Origin of the sequence: Guptibacillus sedimenti (assembly GCF_028610665.1) — a bacterium.
Lineage (GTDB): Bacteria > Bacillota > Bacilli > Bacillales > Guptibacillaceae > Guptibacillus > Guptibacillus sedimenti.
The window spans coordinates 56,956-82,902 of the sequence record NZ_JAQQWV010000004.1 but is presented as its reverse complement, the minus strand read 5'-3'; the positions used below and the strand labels follow the sequence as shown (position 1 = coordinate 82,902).

Genomic DNA, 25,947 nt, shown 5'->3' with positions numbered 1-25,947 from the left:
CATTTCATTTACTCAATTGAAAAGTTAACGGTTTGCTTAAATTGCTCTTCAGTAGCTAACCACATGTCTACCGTATAGGACCCTGGTTTAAGATCTTCTATCGTAATCGTATATTCAAGAACTTCAGCTTGTTTTAATTCAACGGTTTCTTCCTCTTTTACAAAACTTTTATTAGCTGAATATGTTTTAAGGGCTTCACCTTCGTCATTATAAAGGGTATAGTCGTAGGTTTGACTACTTGGAAAGTGGATCGTTTGAACTTGTTCCGTTTGATTTTGAATGCGATACAAGAATGTGGCTGTTTCATTTTCGGTCGCTGTGAGGGTAAGCGTAGGTTCAAGTGAGCCTGCGACAATACCAGAAGAGCCTGATACTTGTTCGCTACTTTCGTTCTTCGTATTCATCATCAATGAGTTCTCCTCTCCACATCCAGATAAAGTTAGGAGGACCATCGTTCCAATCATTGCATATTTAACCATCTCATCACTCCTTTTTTAAATAGACGAGATGAGGCTCCAGAAAGTTACAATTCTTTATAGCAGGCTGTAGAAACAGGATATATGGTCACATAAGCCATATAATAGATAGACAAGTTTAATTAAAGGAGTTCGATAGAATGAAGCCATCATTAGTTGACATTCATGCTAGGGTAAATGGCAGAAATGCAGGTGTACTTGGAAATGAACGTTTTTATAAATTTGCGGTCTTCCTGCCTCTCATCGAACGTCAGGGTGAACTTCATGTTTTATTTGAGGTAAGAGCACATACGCTCAGAAGACAACCGGGAGAAGTTTGCTTTCCAGGTGGAAAAGTAGACCGACATGATCAAAGTCCAAAAAATGCAGCAATTAGAGAAACATGCGAAGAACTTGGGATTCTAGAAAGAGAAGTATCTGTCATCGGAGAATTAGATTTCCTTGTGACATCTTTTCAATCCATTGTTTATCCTTTTGCAGGTGTGATTAACGTCGCATCAGAATTATCGCCTAACCCAGATGAGGTAGAGGAGGTATTTACAGTACCTCTTTCCCATTTTATCGCGAATCCACCAGAGCGCCACGATATTCGTGTTCATGTTCAGCCTGATGATAGTTTTCCTTTTCACCTTATTCCAAATGGTGAAGAATACAACTGGTCTTCCTCGAACATGCCTGAGTTTTTTTATTATTATCGTGATTATGTCATTTGGGGCATGACGGCAAGAATTTTGTATCATTTTATTCAATTATTAGATGAAAATAAATGATTGAGCTCATTTTCTGAAAACAATCTATTGTGAATTGAATCAAATATAGGTAAACTAGAAAAGGTCGATTTATGTCGGTTTTTTCTAGTTTTTTTGTTTAAAATATCAATAACTTAGCCCTTTTTATTGCAAATAGTGCTCTAAATTAATAGAATATACGACAAAAATCATCAGAAAGATACGAAACAATTAATTGTATAAAAGCGCAGTATATAGAGAGAATGCCAAACAATTTTTAGGGGGAAACAATGTTAACCATTATTTTTGTTTTACTTGCCGCGTCAGTTGGGTTCTTTATTTATTCATATTTCGTGAAAGACTATGCGAAAGAAGTGAAAGGACAGGTTGATGATGTTTATATCAACTTAATGAAAGAACTGAAAACGGTTAAGAAGCGTACTGAAATATTAGAAAGCAAAACAAAGTCAGTGAGCGGTGGTCAACATGAGTAAACAAGAAGCAAAGGGAATTGCAGCTGGTCTCCTTTTTGCCGCGATTCTTTTAACTGCTTACTATTTTATGTTTTCACAAGCTAAAGCAGAAGAAAACAATGAAGTAACAGATGCGATGGTAAAACAGCATTTAGAGGAAAAAGGGATGGTTATGGTTGCGAAGGAAGAATATGATTCTCTAAAAGAAGCAAAACAACCTGACAACGAAAATAGCGCAACAGAGAATAAGAAAGAGGAAGCAGTCAATAAACCTCAAGAGATCAAATTTACCATTAAAGAGGGTATGACTAGTCAGGAAGTGGCTCAAAGTCTTCAGGATCAAATGTTAGTAAAGAAATCGGATGATTTTATTAAAGCTCTCCGTGACATGGACAAGGAAATGGCTGTGCAACCGGGGGATTATACCCTTAAAACAGATATGTCTTCTGCTGAGATTGTAGAGGAAATTACCCGATAGAGAAACACCCGGCGAATACTAATGCCGGGTGTTTTTTACTTTCTTTATTTTGTTAGTTTATAACGAAACCATTAATTTAGTTCGACAGCGTTTGGAGACGATGGAATGGTTAATGGTTTGTCTAGTGAATATCTCCCAATCTTGTCGAATCCCGTATTTTCAAAGCGAATTGTTTGATAGTCGTATTGTGAAGCAACAAGCATTAAAGCTTCTATTGTTTGCATCGCTTCTTCTTCAGACTGAAATTTGCTTTCTTCCGTAAAGGCAATGGATGCTTCTGATCCGTTTCCATCGAAAGAGTAGATTGCTACTGTAGCTGGTATAGATGGCAGGTAATAAGGAGTACTTTGATCGCCATCTTTCATTAGAGAGAGAGCAACATCCATCTCAGCTCCTTCTTCACCTTGAAGGGCAGGTCCGTTTACGAGAAAATGTGATTCTGTCCTCGATTTATAAAGAAAATAGGGCGAAGGTTTTTTGTTTACTGAAGGATCAGCATTCCCGAAATTCCCCAACGTGTAGCCGTCTTCTCCATTGGTTTGCCAATTGATTTGGTCTGCACCAAGGCTTTTGGCTAGCTGTTGAACACTATCGTTTATCATAATGGATTCTGTAGATGAGAGACCATCACCAGGTTCAGGAAAGCTAACTATAAGCGTTTCCTTTCCAGTTATATTAGTCAATTCGAAGGTAGCATCGGTTAACGGTGAGCGTTCAAGTCCATAATCGGAAGCGCGAAAGTTCGTTAAAATGAACTCGATATTTTCTTGTGTGCTCTTACTTTCATCTAGCGGAAAGGATAGCGGTACGAGTAGCGTGCTTTCTGGGTCAGGATAAGAAATGATGACGCTTTTTCCATCAGATTGTTGAAATGCTGGAATGTAACTATCAAACACAGTCGGTTCTTCCGCAAACGTTGGCACCTCTTCTACTTTGGTATCGCTTGTCTTTTCTTCGGCAGGAGCTAATGTTGTGGTTTCCGCTTTCGAATCACTTGCTGAGTTTGAAGAATTGTCGCTTGTTTCGTTTGAGTCGGATTGTGTAATTGCTATATTAGAATCACTATTATTTTGATTGAAGAGTCCTGGAGTGATTAGAACAGCTAACAATAAAACAACAACAGCAGCTATTCCAGGGATAATCCATGGCGTTTTCTTTTTTGTTGATCGGGACATCTGCTCATTCCTTTTTTTCTCGATATTTTCATAAATGCTTGCTTTACTTCTTTCATCTTTTACAACAGGTAGCTGAGAAAGAAGGGATTTTGTTCGATCGTTCATCATAAGACCCCCTTTAGTTGATGATTAGCTGGATCATCAACAAGTTCCCTTAGCGCTTTAATTGCTCTGTGCTGTGTTGTTTTTACTTTGCTAACACTCCAATTTAGAATTTCAGCCGTTTCGTTAATGGAGAGCTCTTGGATGTAGCGAAGAATAAGAACTTGTTGTTGATCAAGTGTACATTCTCTTAAACACTTATAAATAGCTTGAACTTCTTCTTTTTGAAGCAGAATTTCTTCAGGTAGAGGAGCCTCGTCTTTGGGATGTTGTTTGTTAAAGTCAAACTTACTAAGCCACCTTGAAGTTCTTCGATTGTGTGTACGTAAATAATCAATCGCTATATTTCTCGCAATGGCAAAGAGCCACGTCTTTTCATTGCTTCGTTCCTCGTAATTGTGATAAGAACGAAGCACGTTAATATAGACTTCTTGAACGAGTTCTTCTGCAATCGCTCTATTTTTTACCATATAAAATAAAAATTGAAATAAGTTCGTGTGGTAGCGATCGTACAAACGCTCAAATGTCTTATCCATTCTTCAGCCCTCCTTCTTCTATAAAACAAAACGAGTTATCTAGTTAAAAGGTTACAGGAAGATTACAAAAAGAGATAGGTTTTGATGAAGAGGTATAGAATAAACGAAGGGATATACTGTGTTGGTGTAGGGGGATTAAACGGAGTGATTGTTGAAGTCGCGCATGATCGAATGATTTGAGGTTGATGGGGGTCCACGAAAACAAGCATAGCAAAGCGCTTCTTCTCGCACGCGGAAGGAGCGCTTACTTGTGTATGAGAGAATAAACAACCACGTCATAATAACGGTTTCGCAAATAGATATGATCTTTAAAATGGCCTTCTTTTTCAAAATCTAGTTGTTCGAGCCGCTTAACTGCTGAATGGTTGTCTTCGATTGTTTGAGCATAAATTTTATGAAGCTTTATGTGATGAAACCCATAATGAATAATCGCTTTGGCTGCTTCAAGTCCGTATCCACCACTCCAATAATTTCTGGATAATATAGCACCCATTTCTGCTTTTGATGAGGCGCGGTCCCAATTTTGAAAACCAGCTGTTCCGATTAATTCTCCAGAACCTTTTAAGCGGATTCCAAAACGGATTGCATGGGTGGATAAGATAGAAGAGGGATCTTTATACGCCCGAATGTAATGAAGAGCCTGAGTTTGTGTTTTCATGACGTTACCACCATCATAATACGTAACTTGTGGATCTGAAAAAATGGAAAAAAGAGATGTCTGATCTTCTTCTTTTAGTGCGGTAAGGTTAAGGCGCTTTGTTTCTATTTCAGGAAAAACTCTCAATCACTTCACCATCCTTTACCCTTAACATATGTTCTTAAAAGAAAGGGTAGAGGGCGGATAACACGATGAAAAGCCCGAATTCGTTTAATACGTGTTTCCAAATCGAACCGTAATAAAATTCTTAAGAAGTTCACTACGGTTCTCTTCATATTCTTCAGGTGATAGTGATGAACGCTCGAGCCCATTATCGAAAAGTAAAATCGAGTTGTCTGACATTGTGCGATTGAACGAGTACTGATACAAATAAGAAAAACCTGGCCTGGTGGCCGGAAGCATTAAGTACGGCATTCGTGTTGCTCCTGGTCTTCTTCGCATCGCCAGTGCCTCAATCATTCCTCCTACGGTTCGAAAGCCCAATCCATGACCAAAAAAAGTACCATCACCTAAATCGACTATGTTTTCTCCCTGCCATTCCGGTGTAAGAGGGTTCACGTCAGGGTTCTTTACATAACGAATATCCCCGGGAAGATAATCAGGTGGTATATTGTGCACTATTTGCAAATCCTGGTCGTATTTCCATCCCCACAGCCGCATGTTGGCGAATAGTTGATTAAACTTGTTAACTGGTAACATTTTTACAGCCGCATGATAGAGAATAATGATCATCGCCGTGGCGCATTCAAATGCATACATTGGTCCATTCCGATAAATATCTAAAATCGCTTCTGAAGCCGGCACCCCCGCCTTAAGTTGAAACGCGCCGTCCGGTAAGAGGTGCCAAAACATAGGATTACAACGTGAACGATAAAAGTCAGCAAATTGGACCCCGCTATAATACAGGTCACGTGAACTACTCGTAATAGAAACTCGAAACCTAATTTCAAACATCAAAGCATCGAGCGACCTGTACGCATAAGTATGTGGACTCATCAACATGACGTCGACAATGGTTAGTTCAAGAGGGGTCTGTATTCCTGCATTTACTATAACTTCTTTATTTGCACTGCTACCTGCTATCGTGATCATGCTGAACCTCCTCCATGAACATCAACTGGGCACTCAGGGGACGATTCATCCACTCTATCCATTCACTACGTGACCTCATTCGGATTCTGTAAGAAAGATTTGCTAACTGTTCTTTTTCTTGTTCAGAAAGAGAATGAAATCCATCTTCTCTTAAGTCGGAAGATGCTTTATGAGAGAAGCATTCCCGATATTTAGTGTCGTGATCGACAACATATGGTGCGAGCTCAGCAGTTAATTCATAGCTATTTTCGTTATGCAAAAGATATGGCAGGTTTTCTTCATACCAGCTTCTAAAGTAAGCGTAAGGGTCATCACTTTCATCTAAACCAGTAATAAAGTGAAGAAGCTCTCTTGCAAATGCAACTTCTTCTTCGTCGGCTGATAGTAATTTTTCACCGATTGGAAGTAAACTTGCAATATTGTATGAAGAAAAATAGGCCCAAGTCACATAGTGAGTAGAAAGGCCTGCGCGTTTCCTGTTGAATAGTAACTTTGAAACAAGTAATAAATCGTCAGGATGTTGATAGATCGTTGTCAATAATCCAGCTGCTCGATCAATTACAAGACGATAGCGGGTGTTTAATTTCTCTTCAGAACCCGTTTCAACCATCCATCTTAGTACAGAGTGGATATATTGTGGGAGGTCGCAGATCGAGTAGGGAAATGGAGCAGCAGGTGCACGCTCCTTTGCGAGAATATCTTTTTGAATCGATAAAGCGATTCTGTTTCGATCTGACAAGTGTTTCGATAGATTGTGCTCTCTTATAGTGGAAGATAGGACATAGATAGTGGGGTAAGATAGAGTATCTTCATTTAAAAGAGAAATCACTGCTCTTTTATCGTGATCAATCAGATTCTTTACATAGTGCTCCAGTCGTTTAATCCCTTCTGCTTTTCGGATTATTTCAAGTGAGACAGAGTGTTTCAACGTGTTGCCTCCTTTCAAAAATGCACTATTACCAGCTTATTCGAGAGAGCGCTATTTCATCACAGCTAATCAAATTGGTCATTTTATTGAAACCTTCGAGGGTTAGATCCGTCTTAAATGTATATCACAAAGAAAGGAGTAAACACATGGGGAATATGGTACGCATTGGCTCTCAGTTTATCGCTGCTTTTCTAGGCGTGTTGTTACTTGGCGCCATACCAGGAATGTTTAATGGAATGAAATTAGATCCTGGAGGTTATATGAAAAGGCTTCAACGCACGATAGAGGAATTGATTCATTTTCAACAATTAACGTTTCGGTCAGGGGATGAGAGTTATCAACTATTTCCTCTCATTTATGAATACCTCTTTTATTCAATCATCATCTTATTTAGTGCTTTGATTCTTGCTTTTATTGTTGCATTTCTATTTACCTATGTAACTTACATCTCTCCTTCGTTTATTCAAAAATTGTTTAAAAGAGTAGCGTTTTTGACAGAATCCTTTCCAGACGTTTTTATACTCGCGATTGTTCAAATTGGGGTGATTTGGGTTTATAAAAAAACAGAGGTTCTGTTGATGGACGTTGCCGCATATGAACGCATTTACACTATGCCAATTCTCATCCTTGCTATATTGCCTACCTTTTTATTGTATCGAATTATGATACACGTGCTAGATGAGGAAGTTGAGAAACCGTATGTTGAACTTGCGAGGACAAAAGGGTTAGAACCCACCAAAATATTTCTTTTCCATATTGTTCGAAATACACTATTATCAACTTATTTTCACTCGAGATCGATTGTTTGGTTTACTTTGTCTAATCTTTTTATTATGGAGTATGTGTTTAACCTTAATGGGTTAATTCGCTTTATGTATGAGCACCCTACACCAGAAATATTCACTGTTAGTGCACTATTGCTTTTTATACCTATTTTCTTGTTTCTAACCATATATCAGCTTGTGGCGGAGCGAACTGCTCAGGAAGAAGCTTTGATGTAGCAGAAAAAGGAGGGAATACAAATTTATAAACATGCTTTAAAAAATCCAATGTTCATGACAGGATTGTTCATCATTGTTCTTCTGCTCGGTAGCAGTATATACTATTCCATTGCTCATGATGATGCTGTGCCGCAAACCTCCATGCTCTATGATCAAGACGGAAATTTAATCGACCGTTCACCTTTTACACCGTTACAGGTTGCTCCATTTGGAACTGATAAGTATGGGTATCATCTATTTGATCAAATCATAATTGGGGCAAAGTATACAATTGGTATTGCATTTCTCGTTGCCTCGATGAGATTAGCCCTCTCTTTTGTTGCTGGTGTAGTCGGAGGGACTTATTTTCGCCGCACGTTGCGAAGTACATCTGGATTCGTTGATGCTATGCAATATATACCGATTTCATTGCTTTGTTATTTTATTCTTAGCGGTGTTTTAATGGAAAATGGGATGGAAGGGACATTTCAGTTTTCATTTTTTGAGCGGATGGTATTTGAAATTGTTGTTTTAACAGCAGTTGCGATTCCAACTACCACAACATTAATATCCAATGAAACGCATGCCATTTGGGGGAAAGGGTTTATTGAAGGAGCTAAAACGCTAGGCGGCTCTAAAGTTCATATCTTAACAAAACATATTCTTCCTCACCTAGGACCGCGCATGGTTATTATATTTCTCCAACAAATGATTAACGTGCTGATTCTCTTACTTCATCTTGGGTTATTGAAGTTGTTTTTTGGAGGTACATTTTTTAATCCAGATCCAATATTAGGAGATGAATATCGGTCTGTGTCATCTGAATGGTCAGGTTTAATCGGCTCTACATTTCGATTTCTCCCATATGATACGTGGATTCCACTTGTTCCGATTTTGTTTTTTGTGCTCGTTATTTTCAGTGTAAATCTATTGTTAGAAGGTTTTAAGCAATTAGCAGAAAAACAAATTATGCCACGTTCACGTCAGGTTATTCAGAGTGACAGTTATAAGAAGAGCTTCGATTCGAGCGCATTCTATTTCTTGGAAAGAACTGATAGGGGAGAAGAACGAAAAACAGCCAGCAGGTAGTTTTGGTGGCTGTTTTTTCGTTACTTACCCATCTTTGCTAAAAGGTAATTGATATGAAAAAAAGGAACAGCACAATTAACGGTTGTGCTGTTCCTTTATTATTCATTTGGTTATTTATTGGGAAGTAGAGTACCACTGAATCGTCGTTTCCTTTTTTCTCTTTGAGCCTTTTAAATAATAGGACTCGTCTGCTTCGTCAAAATAAGCGGTTGAAGGATACTCTCTATCACCTTTAATAGTCACTTCCACATGATAATGGTTCCAAATATCGTTGATGCCTTCGTTTTCCGTTTGATACAAATGAGACAGCACGCCTAAATACTCTGTTGCGAGTTCCTTCATCTTCTGTTCGGAAAGCTTGTCAGATACCATGAGATCAAGATAAACGGTGGAATCAATTGAAAAATAAATAGCGTGGCTAATATCTAAATCACGATGAGCAATTTCGGAAGCCCTTTTCAGATAGGCAGCACTTATATATGGAGCCTCATTCTGGTCGAGTGAACCTTCATGTATTTCAGGTGAGTCCAAAGAAATACCAGTAACAGAGAGAGTGGCGATAACGAGTAATGAAATGCAGGCTAAGATGCCCATCCACTCTAGCATAAGATTTCGTTTTTTCTTATTGTTACCGTAATGGGCAAGAAGGATATTTTCGAGCATCCGTTCTTTTTTTCTGTTTGTAAAGTGTTGTTTTTGAAATAAGGATTCTTTTACTTTTTCTCTTAACTGTTTTTCCTCCACCTTGTTATTCACTCCCTTTCTTCGTTTAGTCTTAATTCGAGGAGGCGACGAGCACGATACAACCTTGATTTAATCGTTGCTTCTTTTGTGTCAAGGAGTGAACTAATTTCTCGAATGGATAAATCTTCATGGTAATAGAGAATGAATGTTTCACGATATTTTAATGAAAGTTGAAAAATGGAGGTTCGTAATTTATGTGATTCTTCATTTTTCACTGCAATAAGTTCGGGTGAGGTGGTATGATTTTTGATGAACTTCATCATCACGTTTGTCGGTATAATATTTCGAAAAGACCAGCTTCGCACATGGTCATGACAACGATTAATCGCAATGCGATAGAGCCAGTTTTTTAACGATGCCTCTCCTCGAAACGTGTGAAGCTTTAAAAAGCATGCAAGAAATACTTCCTGTACAATATCTTCTGCTTTTCCCCAGTCCTTTGTATATGTATAAGCGAGTCTTACTAACGCTTCACCATACGTTTCCATTAAATGCTCAATTAATTCTGTTTTTTGAACAGTAGTATAGCTAGTGAAATCTAATTTGAAATCACCTTGTGAGTTTTCGTTCATACGACCATCCTTTAAATGACATTTACTATAAAGACGAGTCCGTAGCTGAAAAGTTGCGTTAACTGATAAATAATTTGATTACCTTGCCCCTTTTTCCTTTTTTCTTTCGATATATAGGATAAGAAGGATTTGAAGTAAGTTAAGAAGTAATCAAAAATTTATTTCGAATAAGGGAGGAAAAAGATGATTATCATTGATGCGGGTCATGGTGGGAAAGATCCAGGGGCTATTGCGGATGGAGTAAAAGAAAAGGATTGGAATTTAGAGGTATCCTTACATCAATATGAATTTTTGAAAAAGCTCGGTATTCCTTGTAAACTGACTCGAAAAACGGATATTGATTTGTCTCCTGATAAGCGTTCTGAGCTCGTACGATCTTCTGATGCAACGGTTTGTTTAAGCAATCATTTTAATGCAGGTGGTGGGAGTGGAGCAGAAGTGATTCATTCAAAATATGCTACCCCCGCTTTTGCTAAAAGCACTGCTGATGCATTGAAGAAGGTAATGCCAGTGCGGAGGGTATTTTCAAGAGAAGGGTCAAATGGGAAAGATTATTATTATATGCATCGATTAACTGGTCAGGTTGAAACACTTATTATTGAATATGGTTTTCTAGACTCTGCTGTCGATCGAAGGAAATTAAATGTTCGTTCCTTTCGTTTTCAGTTAGCTGAAGCAGCAGCGCTTGCTGCTGTGCGTTACACAAAAGGGAATCTTAACAGTAGCCCGCTCTATTTCGTCCAATCAGGTGCTTATAAGGAAAAGAGCAGGGCAGATCATTTATGTGAAGAATTGAAGAAAAAAGGTTACAATGCATTTGTGAAACAAGAAGGTTAAATTTTCTACGTAAACAAATAAAAAGAGAGGGAGCCCAGTGGCCTCCCTCTCTTTATTTACGCTAAGCTTACTATTTCGTTCATGTAAGCTTTATATTGATTGTTTCTTAGTTACTGTCGATAGATGATTCAGTTTATTTCAGTAAATCAGGATTTTCATTCTTAGCTCGCTTAACTTTTGGCTTACGAATGCCTCCTGCGATATCTGCTTTCTTAAAATCTTTTGCGTATTTTACCTCTTGAGCGTCACTTAGAGAAAATCCGCTCTCATGAATCGGTTGATATTGTGAATTCTTAGCCATTAGTAATTCCTCCTTGTAATGTCTCTTAGTACAGGGTTACCCGCATCAATTTTTCATTAAACATACATGCCTAACTTTGTTAAATAAATCATGTTTGTGGTACTTTATTAGTAAACCATTACTTGACGGAGGCATTATGAAGAAAAAGAGAGCATTAAACATTACCATTGCCAGCATCGTTGTACTAGTTAGTATTTTTTTAATCGGAAGATACACCTATGTGCATGAGGAACATCTTGAAAGAGGAGAAGTGATTAAGAAAGAAAGTACGGATCATCATCATTACGTGTTTGTTCAGCCAGAAGGAGAAGGAGAGGCAATTGAACTCCTAATGGAAAACGAACTGTCATGGAATCTCGTGCAAGAAGGCGAGATTTATGAGGTGGCTTATTCCTGGTATGGCTCAAAAGAACCGACAATCGAAGAGATGAAACAAATAGAAAGAGAATGAGCAAAAAAGCTCATTCTCTTTCTATTTAATAATCCCTGTTTCTGAAATTTTCACCTTCACTTTGGTTTCGATATTTAATTTAGTGAATTCTTTGTCCCACTGTTTAGGATGCCATGATTCATGATGATAAGCATTTAGGTCACGTCCAATTCCTAGAAAATCACAGTTCGCTTCCTGGAGTTTTGCTAGTAAATTATTCCCTCTTTCCGTTAATTTCTTCGATAACTCATTTGCAATGTCTTCTACTTGACTTTCTTTTAAGAGATGATCTTGGGGGTATTCCTCTATGTTCCCTTTTACTTCTAGATTAACAACAGCTTTACTAACATTCCCATTTTGAAACGAGTACTTAATATCTGATTTCGTGTTTTGAATGTTAACAGTAACCGTCTGGGTCAAGAATCCTTGGTCATGCTGTTTACCTATATTTTCAACAATACTGGCTTTTTTACTCTTTGCATCAGCCATAAGAAGTAGAAGTGTAGCGTCAAAAGGAGGGAGCACGACCCCGGTAAAGTTTGATTTGTGAAATAGAGCAATTCCGTTTATCTCAGGTGCATCAACCTCTTCATTATAACTAATGTATGGAAAGGCATAGTCCTGTCCAATATCATGAGAATACCGAAACGCTTTTTCTACTGTCATACGCGGTGCTTCAGTTTTGTTCTCAGCGCCTTTAATAAGGTTCGTTGAAAATTCGGTAATGAGGGTATCACCTATGTGATCTAAATTAAAGACATCCTCTGCCCGCCCTTCAACAACCGCTACGCGAGCATCGAGTGGACTCTTCGGATCTCGATACAGAATATCGAACATGTGATCAATGTCTTGTTTAGCAACCTCATCACCTAAGAGAATAAGTTGATTTTTAGATGCTGTTACCTGTTTCGAAATGATACGGTCCATTTTTATCCGTGTATCTCTAGGTGAAGTACCAGAAAGAGAGATAACGCGATTGGAATATACGCCACCTTGACTAACAGGCACACCAAGATTACGAACAACAAACGTCGTACGAATCTCATTCTCATTTTCGTAATCGAATCCAGCACCATAAATAAGCTTGGATTCTTTTAACAGTTCTTGATCCCAGCAAGAAGTTAAAAACAATAGTATGGTTGAAAAGATAATGGAAAGGTGCCATATTTTCTTCATTGCGATTCCTCTTTCTTCTTAAATAAAAGACTAATGAGCAAGAGCATGAGAGGAAAACCAAGTGCAAAAAAATAGCTTGCTTTTGCATGATAGCCTGAAAGCATTTCAACTGTATATCGATCATGTGAAAACATGGAGAAAAACAGTGCAATAAAGGACGCAATCAGAATAGAACCTGTTGTTTTTTTTCTTTTTGTTAAGCGCTGTATTCCTCTTCCTGCGATGTATAAGTAAGACACATAAGATGTCATTACTGAAATAATCCAGATGGACAAGAAGATCAAATCAACCCTGTCAACGATAACAAAGGAGACACCTTTTAACATATAAACAAGAGGCTCTGGAATCACTTCAAGTTGGTTAGGGCTAAAAAAAACAAAGGTTGTGAAGGTCAAAAAAGTATATAAAGTTGTGACAGCAATATTAGCAAGAGTTAGGCTTTTAAGTGCTGCCTTACCCTTGTTTTGAACATAAGGATAGATAAATAGAACGATTTCAAATCCAAGCATGGAGACAATCCCATTTTGAGTCGCTTTGAGAATTGAACCAAAGCCATTTTGACCAACTGGTAGGATATACCTGATATCTGCATCTTTCAACGTATAAGCGGACATTACGATTAGCGGGAGGATGAGGATGGATACAAATTGATAAAACCTTCCCATCACCTTGATCTTCCCAACTGCAAGGTAAGTCCCGCTTACGGTTAGCAATAATAAAATAACCAACATCGGAGTACGAAACAAAATCCAAGTTTTGATAGTTGTTTCAAATAGCTCTAATACAATGACGGAAGTTGCTATCGCAAAAGCAACATAAAGAACTGAAATGATCCCTGCTGCATACTTGCCAATAATTTTAGGAGCAAACTCGTATAACGTTAAGGTTGGAAAACGGGCACATAAAAAATATAGAATAAAAATAATGAGTTGAATGGCTCCACCGGTGATCAACAGCGTGATCCATCCGTCAGTACCTGTCTCTGCATATAAGGATGAAGGAAGTGAAAGGACTCCAACGCCAACCTGTGTTTGGAAAATAATAAAAAACAGTTGTGCATTATTAATCGTGCTAGTCGTTTTCATTCTTTTTCCACCTTCTAGAACGCCACTCTTGCTTATTAAACTGCGGATGTACATCCGTTGGTCGATCCCCGAGTAGCCATCTAGGAAGTCGAACAATGGAATCTTTTAGTTCATTCAAGCGCAAAGGTGCAAGTGGCGAAAAGTAAGGAGTACCGAATGTTTCTAAACTACATAAATGAATAAGGATGATCGATAGTCCAAAAACAAGCCCTATAAAACCAAAAGACGCAGAGAGTAGCATGAGTGGAAAACCTAGAAGCCTTATGGACATACTCATTTCATAAGATGGAACAGCAAAGGAGGAAATGGCTGTTAAAGCAACTACAATAATCATCATATTAGAGACAAGATTTGCTTCGACGATAGCAGTCCCGATAACCAAACCTCCAACGATACCAATTGTTTGGGCAATAGGACCCGGCAGGCGAATAGCAGCTTCTCTTAATAATTCAAGAATAATTTGCATGATGAGTGCTTCAAGTAATGGTGGGAACGGAACATTTTCAAGCGAACTTTTAATGTTTAAAATTAATTCAGCAGGTAGCACCTCAGAGTGAAAAGAAACAGTGGCAATATAAAGAGACGGCAAACCGAGTGCGAAAATAAAGCTTGCTACTCTGATGAGTCTCAGGATTGAACCAATATACCACCGGCTATTGTAATCTTCCGGAGATTGATAAAATGCAAAGAAAGTAACAGGCATGACTAGGGTGGAAGGACTTCCTTCCATTAACAACCCGATTCTGCCTTCAATGATATGAGCGGTTAATCGATCTGGTCGTTCTGTACTTAGCATTTGTGGAAATGGAGAAAGTGGAGAATCTTCAATAAATTCCTCTACATATCCTGGTGTTTGAATAGAGTCGGTTTTGATAGCAGTAATTCTTTTTTCAACCTCTTGAATCAAGTCTGGGTTGACGAGGTGTTGCAAATATATGATTGCTAATTTTGTATCGGTTGTTTTCCCAACTTTAAAAAACCTTATCACAAGATTTGGGTTCTCAATTCTTCTGCGAAGCATTTGTAAGTTTTGCATAATGTTTTCGACAAATCCCTCGTGTGAACCACGAACAACTTGTTCATTGATTGGTTCTGATACTGCTCTAGAATTTGCAGAAAATGCTTCCAGTAAATAAAAATGTTGATGACCCTCTATAAAGAGAACGACAAAGCCTTTTGTTAAACCAGTTACAGCTTCAAGTAAATCCATTGATCTTCGGTATTCTTTAGATGTCACTGTATCTTCAATGTTTAACGTATTCTTCTCCATTAATGGTTTCATTATTGTTTTTTGTAGCTTATCTTCATCAACAAGAGGATCTAAATAGGCTAGCTTGCAAGTAATGTTTTCTATGGTCAATTTTCTGAATTTAATATCTTCTGTATTGTGGAATTGTGAAAGAATATATTCTTTGTTCTTCTCAAGTGAAAAAAATGCCTCATATGATTCAGTAGCAGTTGGGATTTGATAAGGTTCATTTCGGATCGGTTTTCGTTTACCACGTCTCACGCTGCAACCTCCTCTTAGTGATGATAGATAAGTATAGCTTGTGATGAAATGGTAAAGTTATGTATCAAGATTGGAAAGGATTCGTAGAATGAGGTTCTGTTTGCAAAATAAGTCATTTTCGTAATAGAAAACTGTCTTTCTGTATTAATATAGAGCACTTCTTATAACATAAAACCGATATTTGTCGAAAGAATGTACACCACTTGTCTAATTAATGTATAATAAAGTGAACTTAGATGGAAAGGTGGTTCTTACGTTGACGAGTAAAAATATCCAAAAGGAAAAATTAGCGGTTGATCGGTGTATGAAACATTTAGAGGTCGTTAACGTAGAGCCGAAAGTAAGACAGCTGATTTCAATGTATTTAACTTCTATTTATCGAGAAGCCTATCAGGAAGGTTATCAGGATGGAGAGAACAACGTACAATTAGAGTTAGAACCAGGTATAAACAGATAACGAGTTGAATTTATAATAAAATAGGCTATAATGAAAATAATATTTGATCGTCAGAGCGAAAGAGAGTAGTGTCTAATGACGGATAAAGCGATTCGGGGATGGTGAAAGCCTGGAGCCTAATCAGACATGAACCGGACTTTCAAGACACTGTTTTGAACTTCAGTAGAAACAGTCGGCCTCGCCGTTATCCGAGTGAAGTTGGCTCAAGTATCTTTGTTGAGCAATCAGAGTGGTACCGCGGAAAAATCTCCGTCTCTATAGTAGAGACGGAGATTTTTTTGTTTAAGTAAAAAGCGTTTAATGACATGAGGAGGAAGATGATGATGTATAAAAAGATCTTTGCAGACAAACTCTTTCAAGCATTTGATGGGAAAGTTGAGCGTAGTGACATGATACAACGAATTGAAATTCCGAAACATGAGTCACATGGTGATTACGCTTTTCCATGTTTTCAACTTGCTAAGTTGGAAAAAATGTCCCCTAATCAAATTGCGACAAATCTTGCTAGTAAATTGAACGATCCTCTATTCGAGAAAATAGACGCAGTTGGCCCTTATGTCAATGTGTTTCTTAATAAGAAAATAGTTACGAGTGATGTTATTCATCTGGTCCTTAGTCAAGAAGAAGAGTATGGGAGCTCCAATGTAGGTAAAGATGGTGCGGTAACGATCGATTTGTCATCACCTAATATTGCGAAACCTTTTTCAATGGGACACTTACGCTCAACGGTGATTGGGAATGCTCTAGCGTTAATTGTTGAAAAAGTTGGCTATCGTCCTATTCGAATTAATCATCTTGGGGATTGGGGTACGCAGTTTGGAAAATTAATAACGGCGTATCGTAAGTGGGGTAATGAGCAAAAAGTCCGTGAACAAACAATAAAAGAGCTACTTAAATTATATATTTTGTTTCATGAAGAAGCAGCCGTTGATCCTTTACTAGAAGATGAAGGGAGAAAGGCATTTAAAGAGTTAGAACAAGGAGATTTGGAAGCTGTGACGCTCTGGAAGTGGTTCCGTGATGAATCTCTTAAAGAATTTAATCGTATTTATGACCTCATGGGCATCACATTTGATTCGACAAATGGAGAAGCTTTTTATAACGATAAAATGCAGCGAGTGATTAAGATGTTAGAAGAAAAGGACCTGTTAGTGGAATCCAATGGTGCCATGGTTGTTGAGCTTGGAGAAGATCTCCCTCCATGCTTAATTAAAAAGAAGGACGGGGCCTCTCTTTATGCCACTCGCGATTTAGCAGCAGCGATTTATCGTTATGAAACATATGGCTTTAGTGAATCCCTTTACGTAGTGGGGAATGAACAAAGCCTTCATTTCAAACAATTAATTGAAGTTCTAAAAAAGTTAGGGTTCGAATGGGCAGAGCAAATGCACCATATCAACTTTGGGATGATGCTTAAAGATGGAAAGAAAATGTCAACGAGAAAAGGGAAAGTCGTTTTGCTTGAAGAGGTGCTAAGTGAGGCGATTGAACTTGCAAAAGAAAATATTGAAGCTAAAAATCCCGATTTAGCAAACAAAAGTGCTATTGCAGAACAAATTGGGGTTGGGGCCGTCTTGTTTCATGATTTAAAGAATGATCGTCGAAATGACATCGACTTTTCCCTTGAAGATATGTTACGAGTTGAAGGAGAAACTGGTCCATATGTACAGTACACACACGCTCGTGCTTGTTCCATTCTACGTAAAGGGAATTATCAAAAAGTAGAAAATGTCGAAATGCTAGAAGGTGAAGAAGCCTGGTCAGTGGTCACAAAACTTCGTCAGTTCCCAAATGCGATTGAACGAGCAGCTACTGAATATGATCCTTCTCAAATCGCAAAATTTGTTTTAGAACTTTCACGTGCTTTCAACAAATACTATGGGCAAGTCCGTATTTTAGAAGAGAACTCATCCAAACAAGCTAGATTACAGCTAGTTATGGCTGTATCAATTGTTTTGAAAGAGGGATTGCGATTACTTGGTCTTCATGCACCTGAAGAAATGTAAAGAAGCAGCCCAAATTAATGGGCTGCTTCTTTCACTTGTTCAAATCAGTATCTTCAATCATTCCTTCTGAAGCCTGTTCTTCATAGTCATCCAATTGATCCTCATATCGTTCGTGCCGTTCATTAGGAACGACACCAGTGGGTTTACCGTCAATATCAGCCGATAAGAAAGTTTCGATTTCTTCAACATACCCATTTAGTTCATTCGAATCGATATACATGCGATCATAGCTCATTTGCTGATCATTAAAATCAGAAGGGGTTTCAGATGTTCCGTATCTTGCGGTTCGTTGCCAGGAGTCTTCAGCGTCAAAAAAATTCGATTCTTCATCATCATTTATATGCTCACTGAATGATTGACCAAGTACATCTTCTTCTGCAGGTCTTTGGTTTGACGTTTTTTGTGACGGGCTATGTTCGACGCAGGTTTTGGCAGTGGGGAGAATGGAAAGCCTTTCGATGGAGATCTCATTTCCGCATATCTCACATCTACCATATTTGCCGTTACTTATACGTTCAAGTGCATTGTTAAGTTCAGCTAATTCTTGTTTCGCATGTTCATTCAATGAAAGATCCTTTTCTCGCTCATAAAGTTCTGTAGCTGTATCGCCAGGGTGATTATCATAATTTGAAAGTTCCCCCGTAGAATGTTGGACAAATGATTGAGAAATTCCAAACTCATCATTATCAACCAATTCTTCATTGAGTGCTCGAATACGTTTTTGAATCGTATTTTTAAATGAGCGGAGTTGACCTGTCGTTAGCATTGAAAAATCTCCTTTCGTTTGTTTATGTACGTAGTATGAACTAAAAGACCTTGAGTTACTTCTGAAAATAATTCCATGAGGGATGGATGGAATACCATTAAATTGGAAAAAGTAACGAGGTAGTTGATGAGAAGCTGGTGATGAGATGAAGAGAAACGTGTACCCACTTGAAGTCCTTCTTTGGAGTATTGCCTTTCCCGGATTTGGACAAATCTTAAATAAAATGTATTTAAAAGGTGCTTTTTTTATTGTTTTAGAGTTTGTCATCAATGTAAATGCAAATTTAAACATGAATATTCTTTATAGTTTTCAAGGGAAATCCACTCAAGCGATTGAAGTGACTAATTATGAGTGGGCGATGTTTTATCCATGTGTTTACCTATTTGCCATTTATGAAAGCTATTTATGTGCTTTAGAAAAGTCCGGTCAAGAAGTAAGGAAATACCTGTCACTCCCCTTTGTTTCCAGTGCTTATTTTTCTACTGTGGGAGTCATATTTTCTAATATAGGGGGTATTCCTTTTCCGCCAACATTTGTGGCTATTTTCGGTATTGTTTTGGGAGTGGGGGTAGGAAGTTTAGTACGCACTTTATTAATTCGCTATGTGTAAAGGGACAAAAAAAGCCATGAAGCAAACTTGCTTCATGGCTTTTGAGTGATGGGTTATAGTGTAATTTCTAACCGCTCGTCTCCGCTTTTCATAGATCCAGCTGCAGCCTCCAGACCCTCGGTCACTTCACCCTCCAACTCGAACACAAAGACCGTGTTCAATTTGGAGGGCTCCAGTGCATGCCGGGTCTTAACGGAGGCTTCCGCTTTTCATGAGATCCAGCTGCAGTGGGCAGACACTCGGTCACTTCACCTTTTCATCCGAACACAAAGACCGTGTTCAAATGAAAAGGCTCCAGTGCCTGCCGTGTCTAACCGCCCACTTTCGCTTTTCATGAGATCCAGCTGCAGTGGGCAGGGTCTCGATCGCTTCACCCAATCAAATGAACACAAAGACCGTGTTCAAATGAAAAGGCTCCAGTGCCTGCCGTGTCTAACCGCCCACTTTCGCTTTTCTATTAAATCTCGCTCATTCTGAATTCGGGTGATTGTAGTTCTTCGGCGTCTTTTTCGCGTTCTTTTCTTGCCCATTGGAAGAAGATGTAGCCGAGGGCGCTGCCGTATGATAATTCTTGGATGATTTTCATGATGATTCCGCCTAGCTGTTGGTCTTCCATAATTCCTAGCGGCTTGAATTGGTCAAATAGTTCAGGTGATACGGTTGTGCCACTAGGGACACAGTATCCCATTGCATTGGCCCATACGGTCGGGTCTGTATAGGTTGCGTAAAGTGGAGTAGTTGCGAAAATGATTAGTGCACATGCTGGTGTTAGTAGAACGCCATCTGCGAAAATATAGCCGAGCTTCTTTACACCTGATAACGTGTCATATTCAGGTACTGGACAAACGAGTGGCCACCACATCGCGAAAGCTGTCACAATCAGAGCTGCTTTATAGAAATTTTGAGCTGTGTAATGGACCATTAAGTAGTCGAATATTTCTGGTATGTGATAAAAAGAAAACAATCCATTAAACAAAAGCAGTGAAATAATTGGGACAGTAAAAAATTGAACGATTTTGCGAATAACTTTGACATTTAGTAATGGTCGAAGCAACCATGCGGGTGTCCCAACGAGAATAAGAGGTGGCGCCACTAAATAGACAAGAGCCATTTCAGTCATGTGAATACTGAGTAATAAATGTCCCATTAGTGATAAAGGTCCACCGAGTCCAATGTAAAATAAGGCAACCCCAATTAAGAAGAAGATCTTTTTATAAAGGGGGAAGGGTGTTGCGTCTTTAAAGCTATCTTTCCAGGGTCCTGTAAGAAGTAAATAGAAGCCAGCGATAACAATCGCAGCTACGAGAATTCCAGGGCTCCAGAGAGCACTAAACGAAAACGTGCTCGTTAATTGTTCCCACATAAGGAACACCTCCATCTATGATCATAATACTGTTCCGTAAATGTTGACCGTTTTCATCATACCACATCATGAACAGGCATCCTATCGTATGATAGGAAAGCCTTTACTTTTTCTTCTCTTTCTATTGTAAAAAGGATTGAAGGTGAACTCAAGGGAGGTTCAAGAGTTTCTGTGAAGGAATCGTGACAGCCTGATGTTGACAATTGACTGATGACTTTCATACAATGACAACAGAATGATATATGAATAATTGTTCATATAATGAAACGGGGGAGATTCGCTTGGATAATCAAGATAAGGATCTTACAAATGAAGAAATGGATTTAGATGAAGAAACGCTTTTTATTGTTTCACAAACCTTCAAAGCTCTTGGTGATCCCACAAGGATACGGATCTTGAACTTACTAGCTGATCGAGAATGTGCTGTTAGTGAAATAGCAGATGTCCTTCATCTTTCACAGTCGACTGTGTCGCATCAGCTTCGCTTTCTGAAGAACTTACGATTAGTTAAGTTCAGAAGAGCAGGAACAAGTATCTTTTATTCTCCTGATGACCAACATGTGATGGCATTGCTTCATCAAGCGATTCATCATGCATGTCATGATTGAACTTATGTTAGAATAGTACGGAAACGTTCAAGAAAACAGCGAAAAGGTAAGCGAATATCCGATATACTATTGATGTGAATGATAAAGTGAAAGGAGAATGGCTTCGTGTTATCCAAAATAAAACAGCACAAAACGGAATCTGCTGTTATTTTCCTAGCCTTTGTTCTACCTTTTATAACGATGATTGTCATTGGGGTATTGTCTATTTACTTATCATACAGCGGATAGTACCTGAGAAAGGTGGAGCTAATATGGATATAGGGTCAATTTTAGTTTATATGTCAACGGGACTTTTCTTTGTTGTGTTTGGTATGTTTGGATTTTTCTTATACATGTTAAAGCGGAAAGAAAAATCCGTTGAGCAAGAGGAGATTGAGAATAATGAGAACTAAAAATATTCGTCTCCTGATTATTTTATTGGCGTTAAGCGCAGTCTGGGGAGTAGTCTACTGGGTCTGGGCGTTTAGTAATGGGTAGCAAGCCTTTTCGATAGATCGAGAGGCTTTTTTTCATAAACCGGAACACTATTTATTCTCTAGGAGGAGCTATGGATTACATTCAGGAACTTAGAGCGCTTGTCGGGAGTCGACCACTTATATTACCAGGTGTAGCAATTCTGCTATTTGATCAATCAAAATCAAATCTTCTTATGCAAAAAAGGACCGATAATAAAAGATGGGGATTAACAGGCGGATTTATGGAGCCAGGAGAGTCATTCGAAGAAACGGTAGCTCGTGAAACGTATGAAGAATTGGGAATAACCATTCAAAACTTAACTTTTGAATCGGTTTTTTCTGGAGAGAATCTTTATTACCAATACCCAAATGGGGATGAAGTTTTTAGTGTGATTGCTGTCTATTCTGGGCAGTGTGCAAGTAATGATTTTAGATTAGACGAGAAGGAAGTATCTGAAGTGAGGTATTTTCAAATCAATGATTTGCCAGACAACATAAATCCAAATCATCAAATTGTGCTGAAACAGTTAGGCTATTAGCTTAGCGTAAAGTCCATTGACAGGTTTATGACAATCGGATATGCTTAAATCAGGTTAAATGTTTAAACTTTTAAACAGATAGGGGCTTACTGTGATGAATAAAGAAAATGACCATCATGAAGCGCGTCAGCTTTTTCGTAAAAGTACGCCGATCTTTCAGGCGCTTGGCGATCCCTACAGGCAAGATATTATCCTGTTACTTAGTGAACACGATTGTCTAAGCGTGAATGAGATTACCGAGCAATCAACCCTGTCTCGTCCAGCGATTTCACATCATCTTAAAATTCTGCGTGAAGTTGGCCTTGTTTCAGTCGAACAGAAAGGAACAACACGTTTCTATTCTCTTCAACTTGAAGATGGTGTAGCTATATTGAAAATGCTACTAGATAAAGTAGAAGAGACTTGCTTTTAAGTCTTCTACTTTCTTTATTATATAATATGTTTAAATGTTTAAACTTTAAGAAATAAATGAGGGGTGGATTTGATATGTCCGAAACAGCATTAATTACAGGGGCATCTGGAGGTCTAGGGGCAGATATTGCCACGTTATTCGCAAAAGATGGCATACACTTAATTTTAGTTGCGAGAAGTAAAGAGAAGCTAGAGTTACGAGCACGAGAATTATCAAAATATGGTGTACAAGTTGATCTAATCGTTAGTGATTTGGCAAAGCCTGGAGCTGCTGGTCAATTATTTGAACAAGTAAAAGGACTTGGAAAGAAAGTAGATTACTTAGTGAACAACGCAGGTGTTGGTCTATTCGGTAAGTTCGTAGAAACCGATTTGCAGAAGGAATTGGACATGCTGTATTTAAATATTAACTCTCTAACTCATTTGACGAAGTTAGTTTTGGAAGAGATGACAGAACGCGGTAAAGGTAGCATCCTAAATGTAGCTTCTACAGCTGCATTTCAACCTGGTCCTTTAATGGCAGTCTATTATGCATCGAAAGCCTATGTACTTTCTTTTTCAGAAGCGATCGAGAATGAGTTGAAGGGGACAGGGGTCACCGTATCAATTTTGTGCCCTGGGCCGACAAGAACCGATTTTAGTAACCGTGCTAACCTTGGGAAGTCAAAACTTTTTGATGGAGGTACAATGGATTCCATGTCTGTCGCAAAAGCAGGATATGAAGGAGTAAGAACCGGAAAGAGTATCATTATTCCTGGTACACAGAATAAAATTCTAGCTAAATCAATCCGCTTCATTCCTAGAAAAGTTGTAACAGGAATCGTGAGGCGTATGCAACAAGAAAAATAGATGATATTTGCTTAATCTAATGATAAGCATGAATCGTTATAGATTCATGCTTATGTTCATGAAATGATCGCATCTATCTTAATCATCATATGGCAACTTTCCTTATTTTGAGATAAGGTAGAGAGAGTATATTATTCCAATTTTTATGGAGGTTAATCTAATGAAGAAACGCTTCTTATTCGTTACGGGATTAATGACACTACTGGTCATACTTGCTGCTTGTGGGAAGGATGTTCCCGACGACCTTGATTGGGAAGTGCAGGACTTTACATATACGGATCAGACGAATAGCGAGTTTGGATTAAGTGATTTGGATGGAAAAGTGTGGATTGCTGATTTGATTTTCACAAATTGTGAGACAGTTTGTCCGCCTATGACAGCAAATATGTCCCAACTCCAGGATAAGCTTGCAGGAGCGGATGTGGATGTAGAGCTTGTATCTTTTTCTGTTGATCCAAAACGAGATACACCTGAAGAATTAATTAAGTTCTCGAAGAAATTTGATGCCGATTTATCAAACTGGCACTTTTTAACTGGTTACGATAATGAGGAGATTAAACGTTTCGCAGAGAGTAGTTTTAAAACGGCTGTAGATGCAGATCCAAATTCAGATCAATTTATTCATGGCACTGCTTTTTATCTTGTGAATAAAGATGGCGTGGTCGTGAAAAAGTATTCTGGCGTTTCGAATGTTCCTTATGAAGAAATTGTCGATGACGTTAAAGCTTTGCAATAAGTTAAAGCCAGTCCTTCAAGAAAAAGGACTGGTTTTTTTATGGGGAAGTCAAAAACTCTGTAAAATTGACAAAAAAGAACATGATTTCTATAATAACCTTGGAAAGCGATAACAAAATGTTGGTTAATTCCATGAATTAGGCAAAGGTTTGAAGAAGCTTGAAGAATGGAAAGTTCACTATATTAGGAAGATTCGGTATTGTTTCTACTAGAGCTTGCCGGTTTTTTCAGTGCTGACAGACCAGAGAAGGAGAGAAGATCATGGCAGAAAAGCGTCCAATTACAGTAGCAACCGGAGACGGAATCGGTCCGGAAATCATGGAAGCAACACTAACTATCTTAGAACAAGCTGGGGCTGAGATTGAGCCTGAATTTATTGATGTTGGAGAAAAAGTTTACCTTACCGGTAATTCAACAGGTATTCCTCAAGAAGCATGGGACTCATTGCGTCGAACAAAAGTACTTTTAAAAGCACCCATTACAACACCACAGGGCGGTGGTTATAAGAGCCTAAACGTAACGATACGTACAGCGATGGGATTATATGCAAACGTTCGCCCTTGCGTATCTTATCATCCTGTCGTTGAAAACAAGCATCCAGATATGGATCTTGTTATTGTTCGCGAAAATGAAGAGGACCTCTACTCAGGCATTGAGCATCAGCAAACGCCAGACGTTGTGCAAAGCTTGAAGCTCATTTCACGCCCAGGTTCTGAGCGAATTGTTCGTCATGCTTTTGAATATGCTCGCAAAAATAATCGTAAGAAAGTAACTTGTCTTGTAAAAGATAATATCATGAAATTGAGTGATGGTCTTTTTCATCAGGTATTTAAAGAAATTGCAGCAGAATATCCTGATATTGAAGCAAATAGTTACATTGTCGATATTGGAATGGCTCGCCTTGCTGATTCACCAGAAGAATTTGATGTGATCGTAACGTTGAATTTATATGGTGATATTGCGTCTGATATTGCAGCTCAGATTGCAGGAAGCGTTGGTTTAGCAGGTTCTGCAAACATCGGAGATCAAATTGCGATGTTTGAAGCGATTCACGGAAGCGCTCCTGATATTGCTGGTAAAGGAATTGCAAATCCATCTGGTCTTCTTCATGGGGCAATTATGATGCTCGTGCATATTGGACAGCCTGAAGCAGCAGAGAAGATTCATAACGCCTGGTTGAAAACAATTGAGGACGGTGTCTTAACAGGTGATATTGCAAAAGGAAAAGACGCTGTTGGAACGAAAGAATTCGCTAATGCTGTTGTAGAGCGGCTTGGTCAGTCTCCTTCAGTGCTAGAACCTGTCGTATATAGTAAAGAAGTGGCTGATGATCAAGAAGAAACAAATCGTCCAAACTATGTTCCTGAACGTGAACTTGATGGAACAGACGTGTTTTTATTTAATAATACATTAACGATTGACGAGATTGCTGAGAAGCTTACGCGTGCAGCATCAGCTAGCAATCATGAATTTGTGATGATGACAAATCGTGGTGTTAAAGTATATCCAAACGGATTCTCTGAAACATTTTTATCCGATCACTGGCGCTGTAGATTCCAACCAATTGAAGGAAAGAAAGAAACGCAGGGCGCAATTCGTGAGTTATTAACACAAGTTGAATCGGAGGATTTAGACTGGATTAAGATTGAGAATTTATACCGCTTTGATGGGAAAATTGCCTATTCATTAGCACAAGGACAATAAGGAACGAAAGCGTGCCAAATCGGCACGCTTTTTTATTTTACTGCACATTTTTTAGGAATTGGATAAATTAAACT

Annotated in this window: 32 protein-coding genes and 1 other annotated feature; of the genes, 18 read left to right on the top strand and 14 right to left on the bottom strand. The window is 38.5% G+C overall.

Translation table 11 applies throughout. From position 1 onward, the window contains the following. Positions 1-8: 8 nt before the first annotated feature. Complete coding sequence (locus PQ578_RS17025) at positions 9-479, bottom strand: BsuPI-related putative proteinase inhibitor (RefSeq protein WP_273835628.1); 471 nt, start codon at positions 477-479, stop codon at positions 9-11. Positions 480-616: 137 nt separating this feature from the next. Between PQ578_RS17025 and PQ578_RS17020 the strand changes: the two genes are divergently transcribed. The 3 genes from PQ578_RS17020 to PQ578_RS17010 all read left to right on the top strand — a co-directional run bounded on the left by PQ578_RS17020 (position 617) and on the right by PQ578_RS17010 (position 2,155). After that, positions 617-1,246, top strand: a complete 630-nt coding sequence (locus PQ578_RS17020) for an NUDIX hydrolase (protein ID WP_273835627.1) — start codon at positions 617-619, stop codon at positions 1,244-1,246. A gap of 248 nt (positions 1,247-1,494) precedes the next feature. Further along, positions 1,495-1,698, top strand: coding sequence for a hypothetical protein (locus PQ578_RS17015; RefSeq protein ID WP_273835626.1), 204 nt, complete (start codon positions 1,495-1,497; stop codon positions 1,696-1,698). Continuing rightward, positions 1,691-2,155, top strand: a complete 465-nt coding sequence (locus PQ578_RS17010; protein ID WP_273835625.1) for an endolytic transglycosylase MltG — start codon at positions 1,691-1,693, stop codon at positions 2,153-2,155. Before PQ578_RS17015 ends, PQ578_RS17010 begins: the two co-directional genes overlap by 8 nt. A gap of 71 nt (positions 2,156-2,226) precedes the next feature. Here PQ578_RS17010 and PQ578_RS17005 read toward each other — a convergent pair whose 3' ends face one another. The 5 genes from PQ578_RS17005 to PQ578_RS16985 all read right to left on the bottom strand — a co-directional run bounded on the left by PQ578_RS17005 (position 2,227) and on the right by PQ578_RS16985 (position 6,646). Then, on the bottom strand, positions 2,227-3,435 hold the full coding sequence (locus PQ578_RS17005) for a hypothetical protein (RefSeq protein ID WP_273835624.1): 1,209 nt from the start codon (positions 3,433-3,435) through the stop codon (positions 2,227-2,229). Next, positions 3,435-3,968, bottom strand: coding sequence for an RNA polymerase sigma factor SigX (locus PQ578_RS17000; RefSeq protein ID WP_273835623.1), 534 nt, complete (start codon positions 3,966-3,968; stop codon positions 3,435-3,437). The genes PQ578_RS17005 and PQ578_RS17000 overlap by 1 nt, the downstream gene beginning before the upstream one ends. Positions 3,969-4,212: 244 nt before the next feature. Continuing rightward, positions 4,213-4,752, bottom strand: coding sequence for a GNAT family N-acetyltransferase (locus PQ578_RS16995; RefSeq protein WP_224884551.1), 540 nt, complete (start codon positions 4,750-4,752; stop codon positions 4,213-4,215). Between the two features lie 84 nt (positions 4,753-4,836). Next, positions 4,837-5,718 carry a protein-glutamine gamma-glutamyltransferase gene (locus tag PQ578_RS16990; protein WP_224884549.1) on the bottom strand — a complete coding sequence of 294 codons (882 nt, stop codon included), beginning with the start codon at positions 5,716-5,718 and terminating at the stop codon, positions 4,837-4,839. Continuing rightward, the gene (locus tag PQ578_RS16985; protein ID WP_273835621.1) at positions 5,699-6,646 is read right to left on the bottom strand and encodes a hypothetical protein; all 948 of its coding nucleotides are present in this window, start codon (positions 6,644-6,646) and stop codon (positions 5,699-5,701) included. The genes PQ578_RS16990 and PQ578_RS16985 overlap by 20 nt, the downstream gene beginning before the upstream one ends. 146 nt (positions 6,647-6,792) lie before the next feature. Here PQ578_RS16985 and PQ578_RS16980 point away from each other — a divergent pair, with 146 nt between their 5' ends. Further along, the gene (locus PQ578_RS16980) at positions 6,793-7,647 is read left to right on the top strand and encodes an ABC transporter permease subunit (protein WP_273835619.1); all 855 of its coding nucleotides are present in this window, start codon (positions 6,793-6,795) and stop codon (positions 7,645-7,647) included. A gap of 54 nt (positions 7,648-7,701) precedes the next feature. Continuing rightward, complete coding sequence (locus PQ578_RS16975) at positions 7,702-8,715, top strand: ABC transporter permease subunit (protein WP_273835618.1); 1,014 nt, start codon at positions 7,702-7,704, stop codon at positions 8,713-8,715. A gap of 114 nt (positions 8,716-8,829) precedes the next feature. Here PQ578_RS16975 and PQ578_RS16970 read toward each other — a convergent pair whose 3' ends face one another. Both PQ578_RS16970 and PQ578_RS16965 read right to left on the bottom strand, forming a co-directional pair. After that, a complete protein-coding gene (locus PQ578_RS16970) occupies positions 8,830-9,459 on the bottom strand; it encodes a hypothetical protein (RefSeq protein WP_273835617.1) in 630 nt (209 codons plus the stop codon). Between the two features lie 8 nt (positions 9,460-9,467). Next, on the bottom strand, positions 9,468-10,031 hold the full coding sequence (locus PQ578_RS16965; protein ID WP_273835615.1) for a sigma-70 family RNA polymerase sigma factor: 564 nt from the start codon (positions 10,029-10,031) through the stop codon (positions 9,468-9,470). 183 nt (positions 10,032-10,214) lie between these two features. Here PQ578_RS16965 and PQ578_RS16960 point away from each other — a divergent pair, with 183 nt between their 5' ends. After that, a complete protein-coding gene (locus PQ578_RS16960; protein ID WP_273835614.1) occupies positions 10,215-10,868 on the top strand; it encodes an N-acetylmuramoyl-L-alanine amidase in 654 nt (217 codons plus the stop codon). 133 nt (positions 10,869-11,001) lie between these two features. On the opposite strand, the gene PQ578_RS16955 is transcribed toward PQ578_RS16960, so the two are convergent. Further along, positions 11,002-11,169: a YfhE family protein gene (locus PQ578_RS16955; RefSeq protein WP_098446533.1), complete on the bottom strand. Its 168-nt coding sequence runs from the start codon at positions 11,167-11,169 to the stop codon at positions 11,002-11,004. A 136-nt stretch (positions 11,170-11,305) separates the two neighbouring features. Here PQ578_RS16955 and PQ578_RS16950 point away from each other — a divergent pair, with 136 nt between their 5' ends. Then, positions 11,306-11,620, top strand: a complete 315-nt coding sequence (locus PQ578_RS16950) for a hypothetical protein (RefSeq protein ID WP_273835612.1) — start codon at positions 11,306-11,308, stop codon at positions 11,618-11,620. A 21-nt stretch (positions 11,621-11,641) separates the two neighbouring features. Here PQ578_RS16950 and PQ578_RS16945 read toward each other — a convergent pair whose 3' ends face one another. Genes PQ578_RS16945 through PQ578_RS16935 form a run of 3 tightly spaced genes read right to left on the bottom strand, consistent with a single transcriptional unit; the run spans position 11,642 to position 15,370 of the window. Next, a complete protein-coding gene (locus PQ578_RS16945; RefSeq protein WP_273835610.1) occupies positions 11,642-12,775 on the bottom strand; it encodes a Ger(x)C family spore germination protein in 1,134 nt (377 codons plus the stop codon). Then, positions 12,772-13,860, bottom strand: coding sequence for a GerAB/ArcD/ProY family transporter (locus PQ578_RS16940; protein ID WP_273835608.1), 1,089 nt, complete (start codon positions 13,858-13,860; stop codon positions 12,772-12,774). The genes PQ578_RS16945 and PQ578_RS16940 overlap by 4 nt, the downstream gene beginning before the upstream one ends. Beyond that, positions 13,847-15,370 carry a spore germination protein gene (locus PQ578_RS16935; RefSeq protein WP_273835606.1) on the bottom strand — a complete coding sequence of 508 codons (1,524 nt, stop codon included), beginning with the start codon at positions 15,368-15,370 and terminating at the stop codon, positions 13,847-13,849. The genes PQ578_RS16940 and PQ578_RS16935 overlap by 14 nt, the downstream gene beginning before the upstream one ends. A gap of 256 nt (positions 15,371-15,626) precedes the next feature. Here PQ578_RS16935 and PQ578_RS16930 point away from each other — a divergent pair, with 256 nt between their 5' ends. Together PQ578_RS16930 and argS are read left to right on the top strand one after the other, a co-directional pair. Beyond that, positions 15,627-15,827 carry a hypothetical protein gene (locus tag PQ578_RS16930; RefSeq protein WP_165999828.1) on the top strand — a complete coding sequence of 67 codons (201 nt, stop codon included), beginning with the start codon at positions 15,627-15,629 and terminating at the stop codon, positions 15,825-15,827. Positions 15,828-15,871: 44 nt separating this feature from the next. After that, positions 15,872-16,087, top strand: a binding site (T-box leader). Between the two features lie 60 nt (positions 16,088-16,147). Next, positions 16,148-17,833: an arginine--tRNA ligase gene (argS, locus tag PQ578_RS16925; RefSeq protein ID WP_273835603.1), complete on the top strand. Its 1,686-nt coding sequence runs from the start codon at positions 16,148-16,150 to the stop codon at positions 17,831-17,833. Positions 17,834-17,864: 31 nt separating this feature from the next. Here the strand turns inward: argS and PQ578_RS16920 are convergent, their stop codons facing one another. Continuing rightward, positions 17,865-18,599 (bottom strand): TraR/DksA C4-type zinc finger protein, encoded by a 735-nt coding sequence (locus PQ578_RS16920; RefSeq protein ID WP_224884522.1) that lies wholly within the window; start codon positions 18,597-18,599, stop codon positions 17,865-17,867. Between the two features lie 145 nt (positions 18,600-18,744). On the opposite strand from PQ578_RS16920, the gene PQ578_RS16915 reads away from it, so the two are divergent. Continuing rightward, a complete protein-coding gene (locus tag PQ578_RS16915) occupies positions 18,745-19,209 on the top strand; it encodes a hypothetical protein (protein WP_273835599.1) in 465 nt (154 codons plus the stop codon). 457 nt (positions 19,210-19,666) lie between these two features. Here the strand turns inward: PQ578_RS16915 and ctaG are convergent, their stop codons facing one another. Then, on the bottom strand, positions 19,667-20,572 hold the full coding sequence (gene ctaG, locus PQ578_RS16910; protein ID WP_273835597.1) for a cytochrome c oxidase assembly factor CtaG: 906 nt from the start codon (positions 20,570-20,572) through the stop codon (positions 19,667-19,669). Between the two features lie 317 nt (positions 20,573-20,889). Between ctaG and PQ578_RS16905 the strand changes: the two genes are divergently transcribed. The 8 genes from PQ578_RS16905 (at position 20,890) to PQ578_RS16870 (ending at position 25,873) form a co-directional block, all read left to right on the top strand. After that, positions 20,890-21,180: an ArsR/SmtB family transcription factor gene (locus PQ578_RS16905; protein ID WP_160921200.1), complete on the top strand. Its 291-nt coding sequence runs from the start codon at positions 20,890-20,892 to the stop codon at positions 21,178-21,180. Between the two features lie 105 nt (positions 21,181-21,285). Then, entirely contained in the window at positions 21,286-21,408 is a 123-nt protein-coding gene (locus tag PQ578_RS16900) for a hypothetical protein (RefSeq protein ID WP_255462049.1), read from the top strand. A gap of 23 nt (positions 21,409-21,431) precedes the next feature. Beyond that, positions 21,432-21,572, top strand: coding sequence for a hypothetical protein (locus PQ578_RS16895; RefSeq protein ID WP_160921092.1), 141 nt, complete (start codon positions 21,432-21,434; stop codon positions 21,570-21,572). Between the two features lie 155 nt (positions 21,573-21,727). Next, positions 21,728-22,174: an NUDIX hydrolase gene (locus tag PQ578_RS16890; RefSeq protein WP_273835595.1), complete on the top strand. Its 447-nt coding sequence runs from the start codon at positions 21,728-21,730 to the stop codon at positions 22,172-22,174. Between the two features lie 94 nt (positions 22,175-22,268). Continuing rightward, the gene (locus PQ578_RS16885) at positions 22,269-22,586 is read left to right on the top strand and encodes an ArsR/SmtB family transcription factor (RefSeq protein ID WP_098446544.1); all 318 of its coding nucleotides are present in this window, start codon (positions 22,269-22,271) and stop codon (positions 22,584-22,586) included. 74 nt (positions 22,587-22,660) lie between these two features. Then, the gene (locus PQ578_RS16880; protein WP_273835594.1) at positions 22,661-23,434 is read left to right on the top strand and encodes an SDR family NAD(P)-dependent oxidoreductase; all 774 of its coding nucleotides are present in this window, start codon (positions 22,661-22,663) and stop codon (positions 23,432-23,434) included. A gap of 160 nt (positions 23,435-23,594) precedes the next feature. After that, positions 23,595-24,170, top strand: coding sequence for an SCO family protein (locus PQ578_RS16875; RefSeq protein ID WP_273835593.1), 576 nt, complete (start codon positions 23,595-23,597; stop codon positions 24,168-24,170). Positions 24,171-24,430: 260 nt separating this feature from the next. Beyond that, positions 24,431-25,873 (top strand): NADP-dependent isocitrate dehydrogenase, encoded by a 1,443-nt coding sequence (locus tag PQ578_RS16870; RefSeq protein WP_273835592.1) that lies wholly within the window; start codon positions 24,431-24,433, stop codon positions 25,871-25,873. Positions 25,874-25,947: the final 74 nt, after the last annotated feature.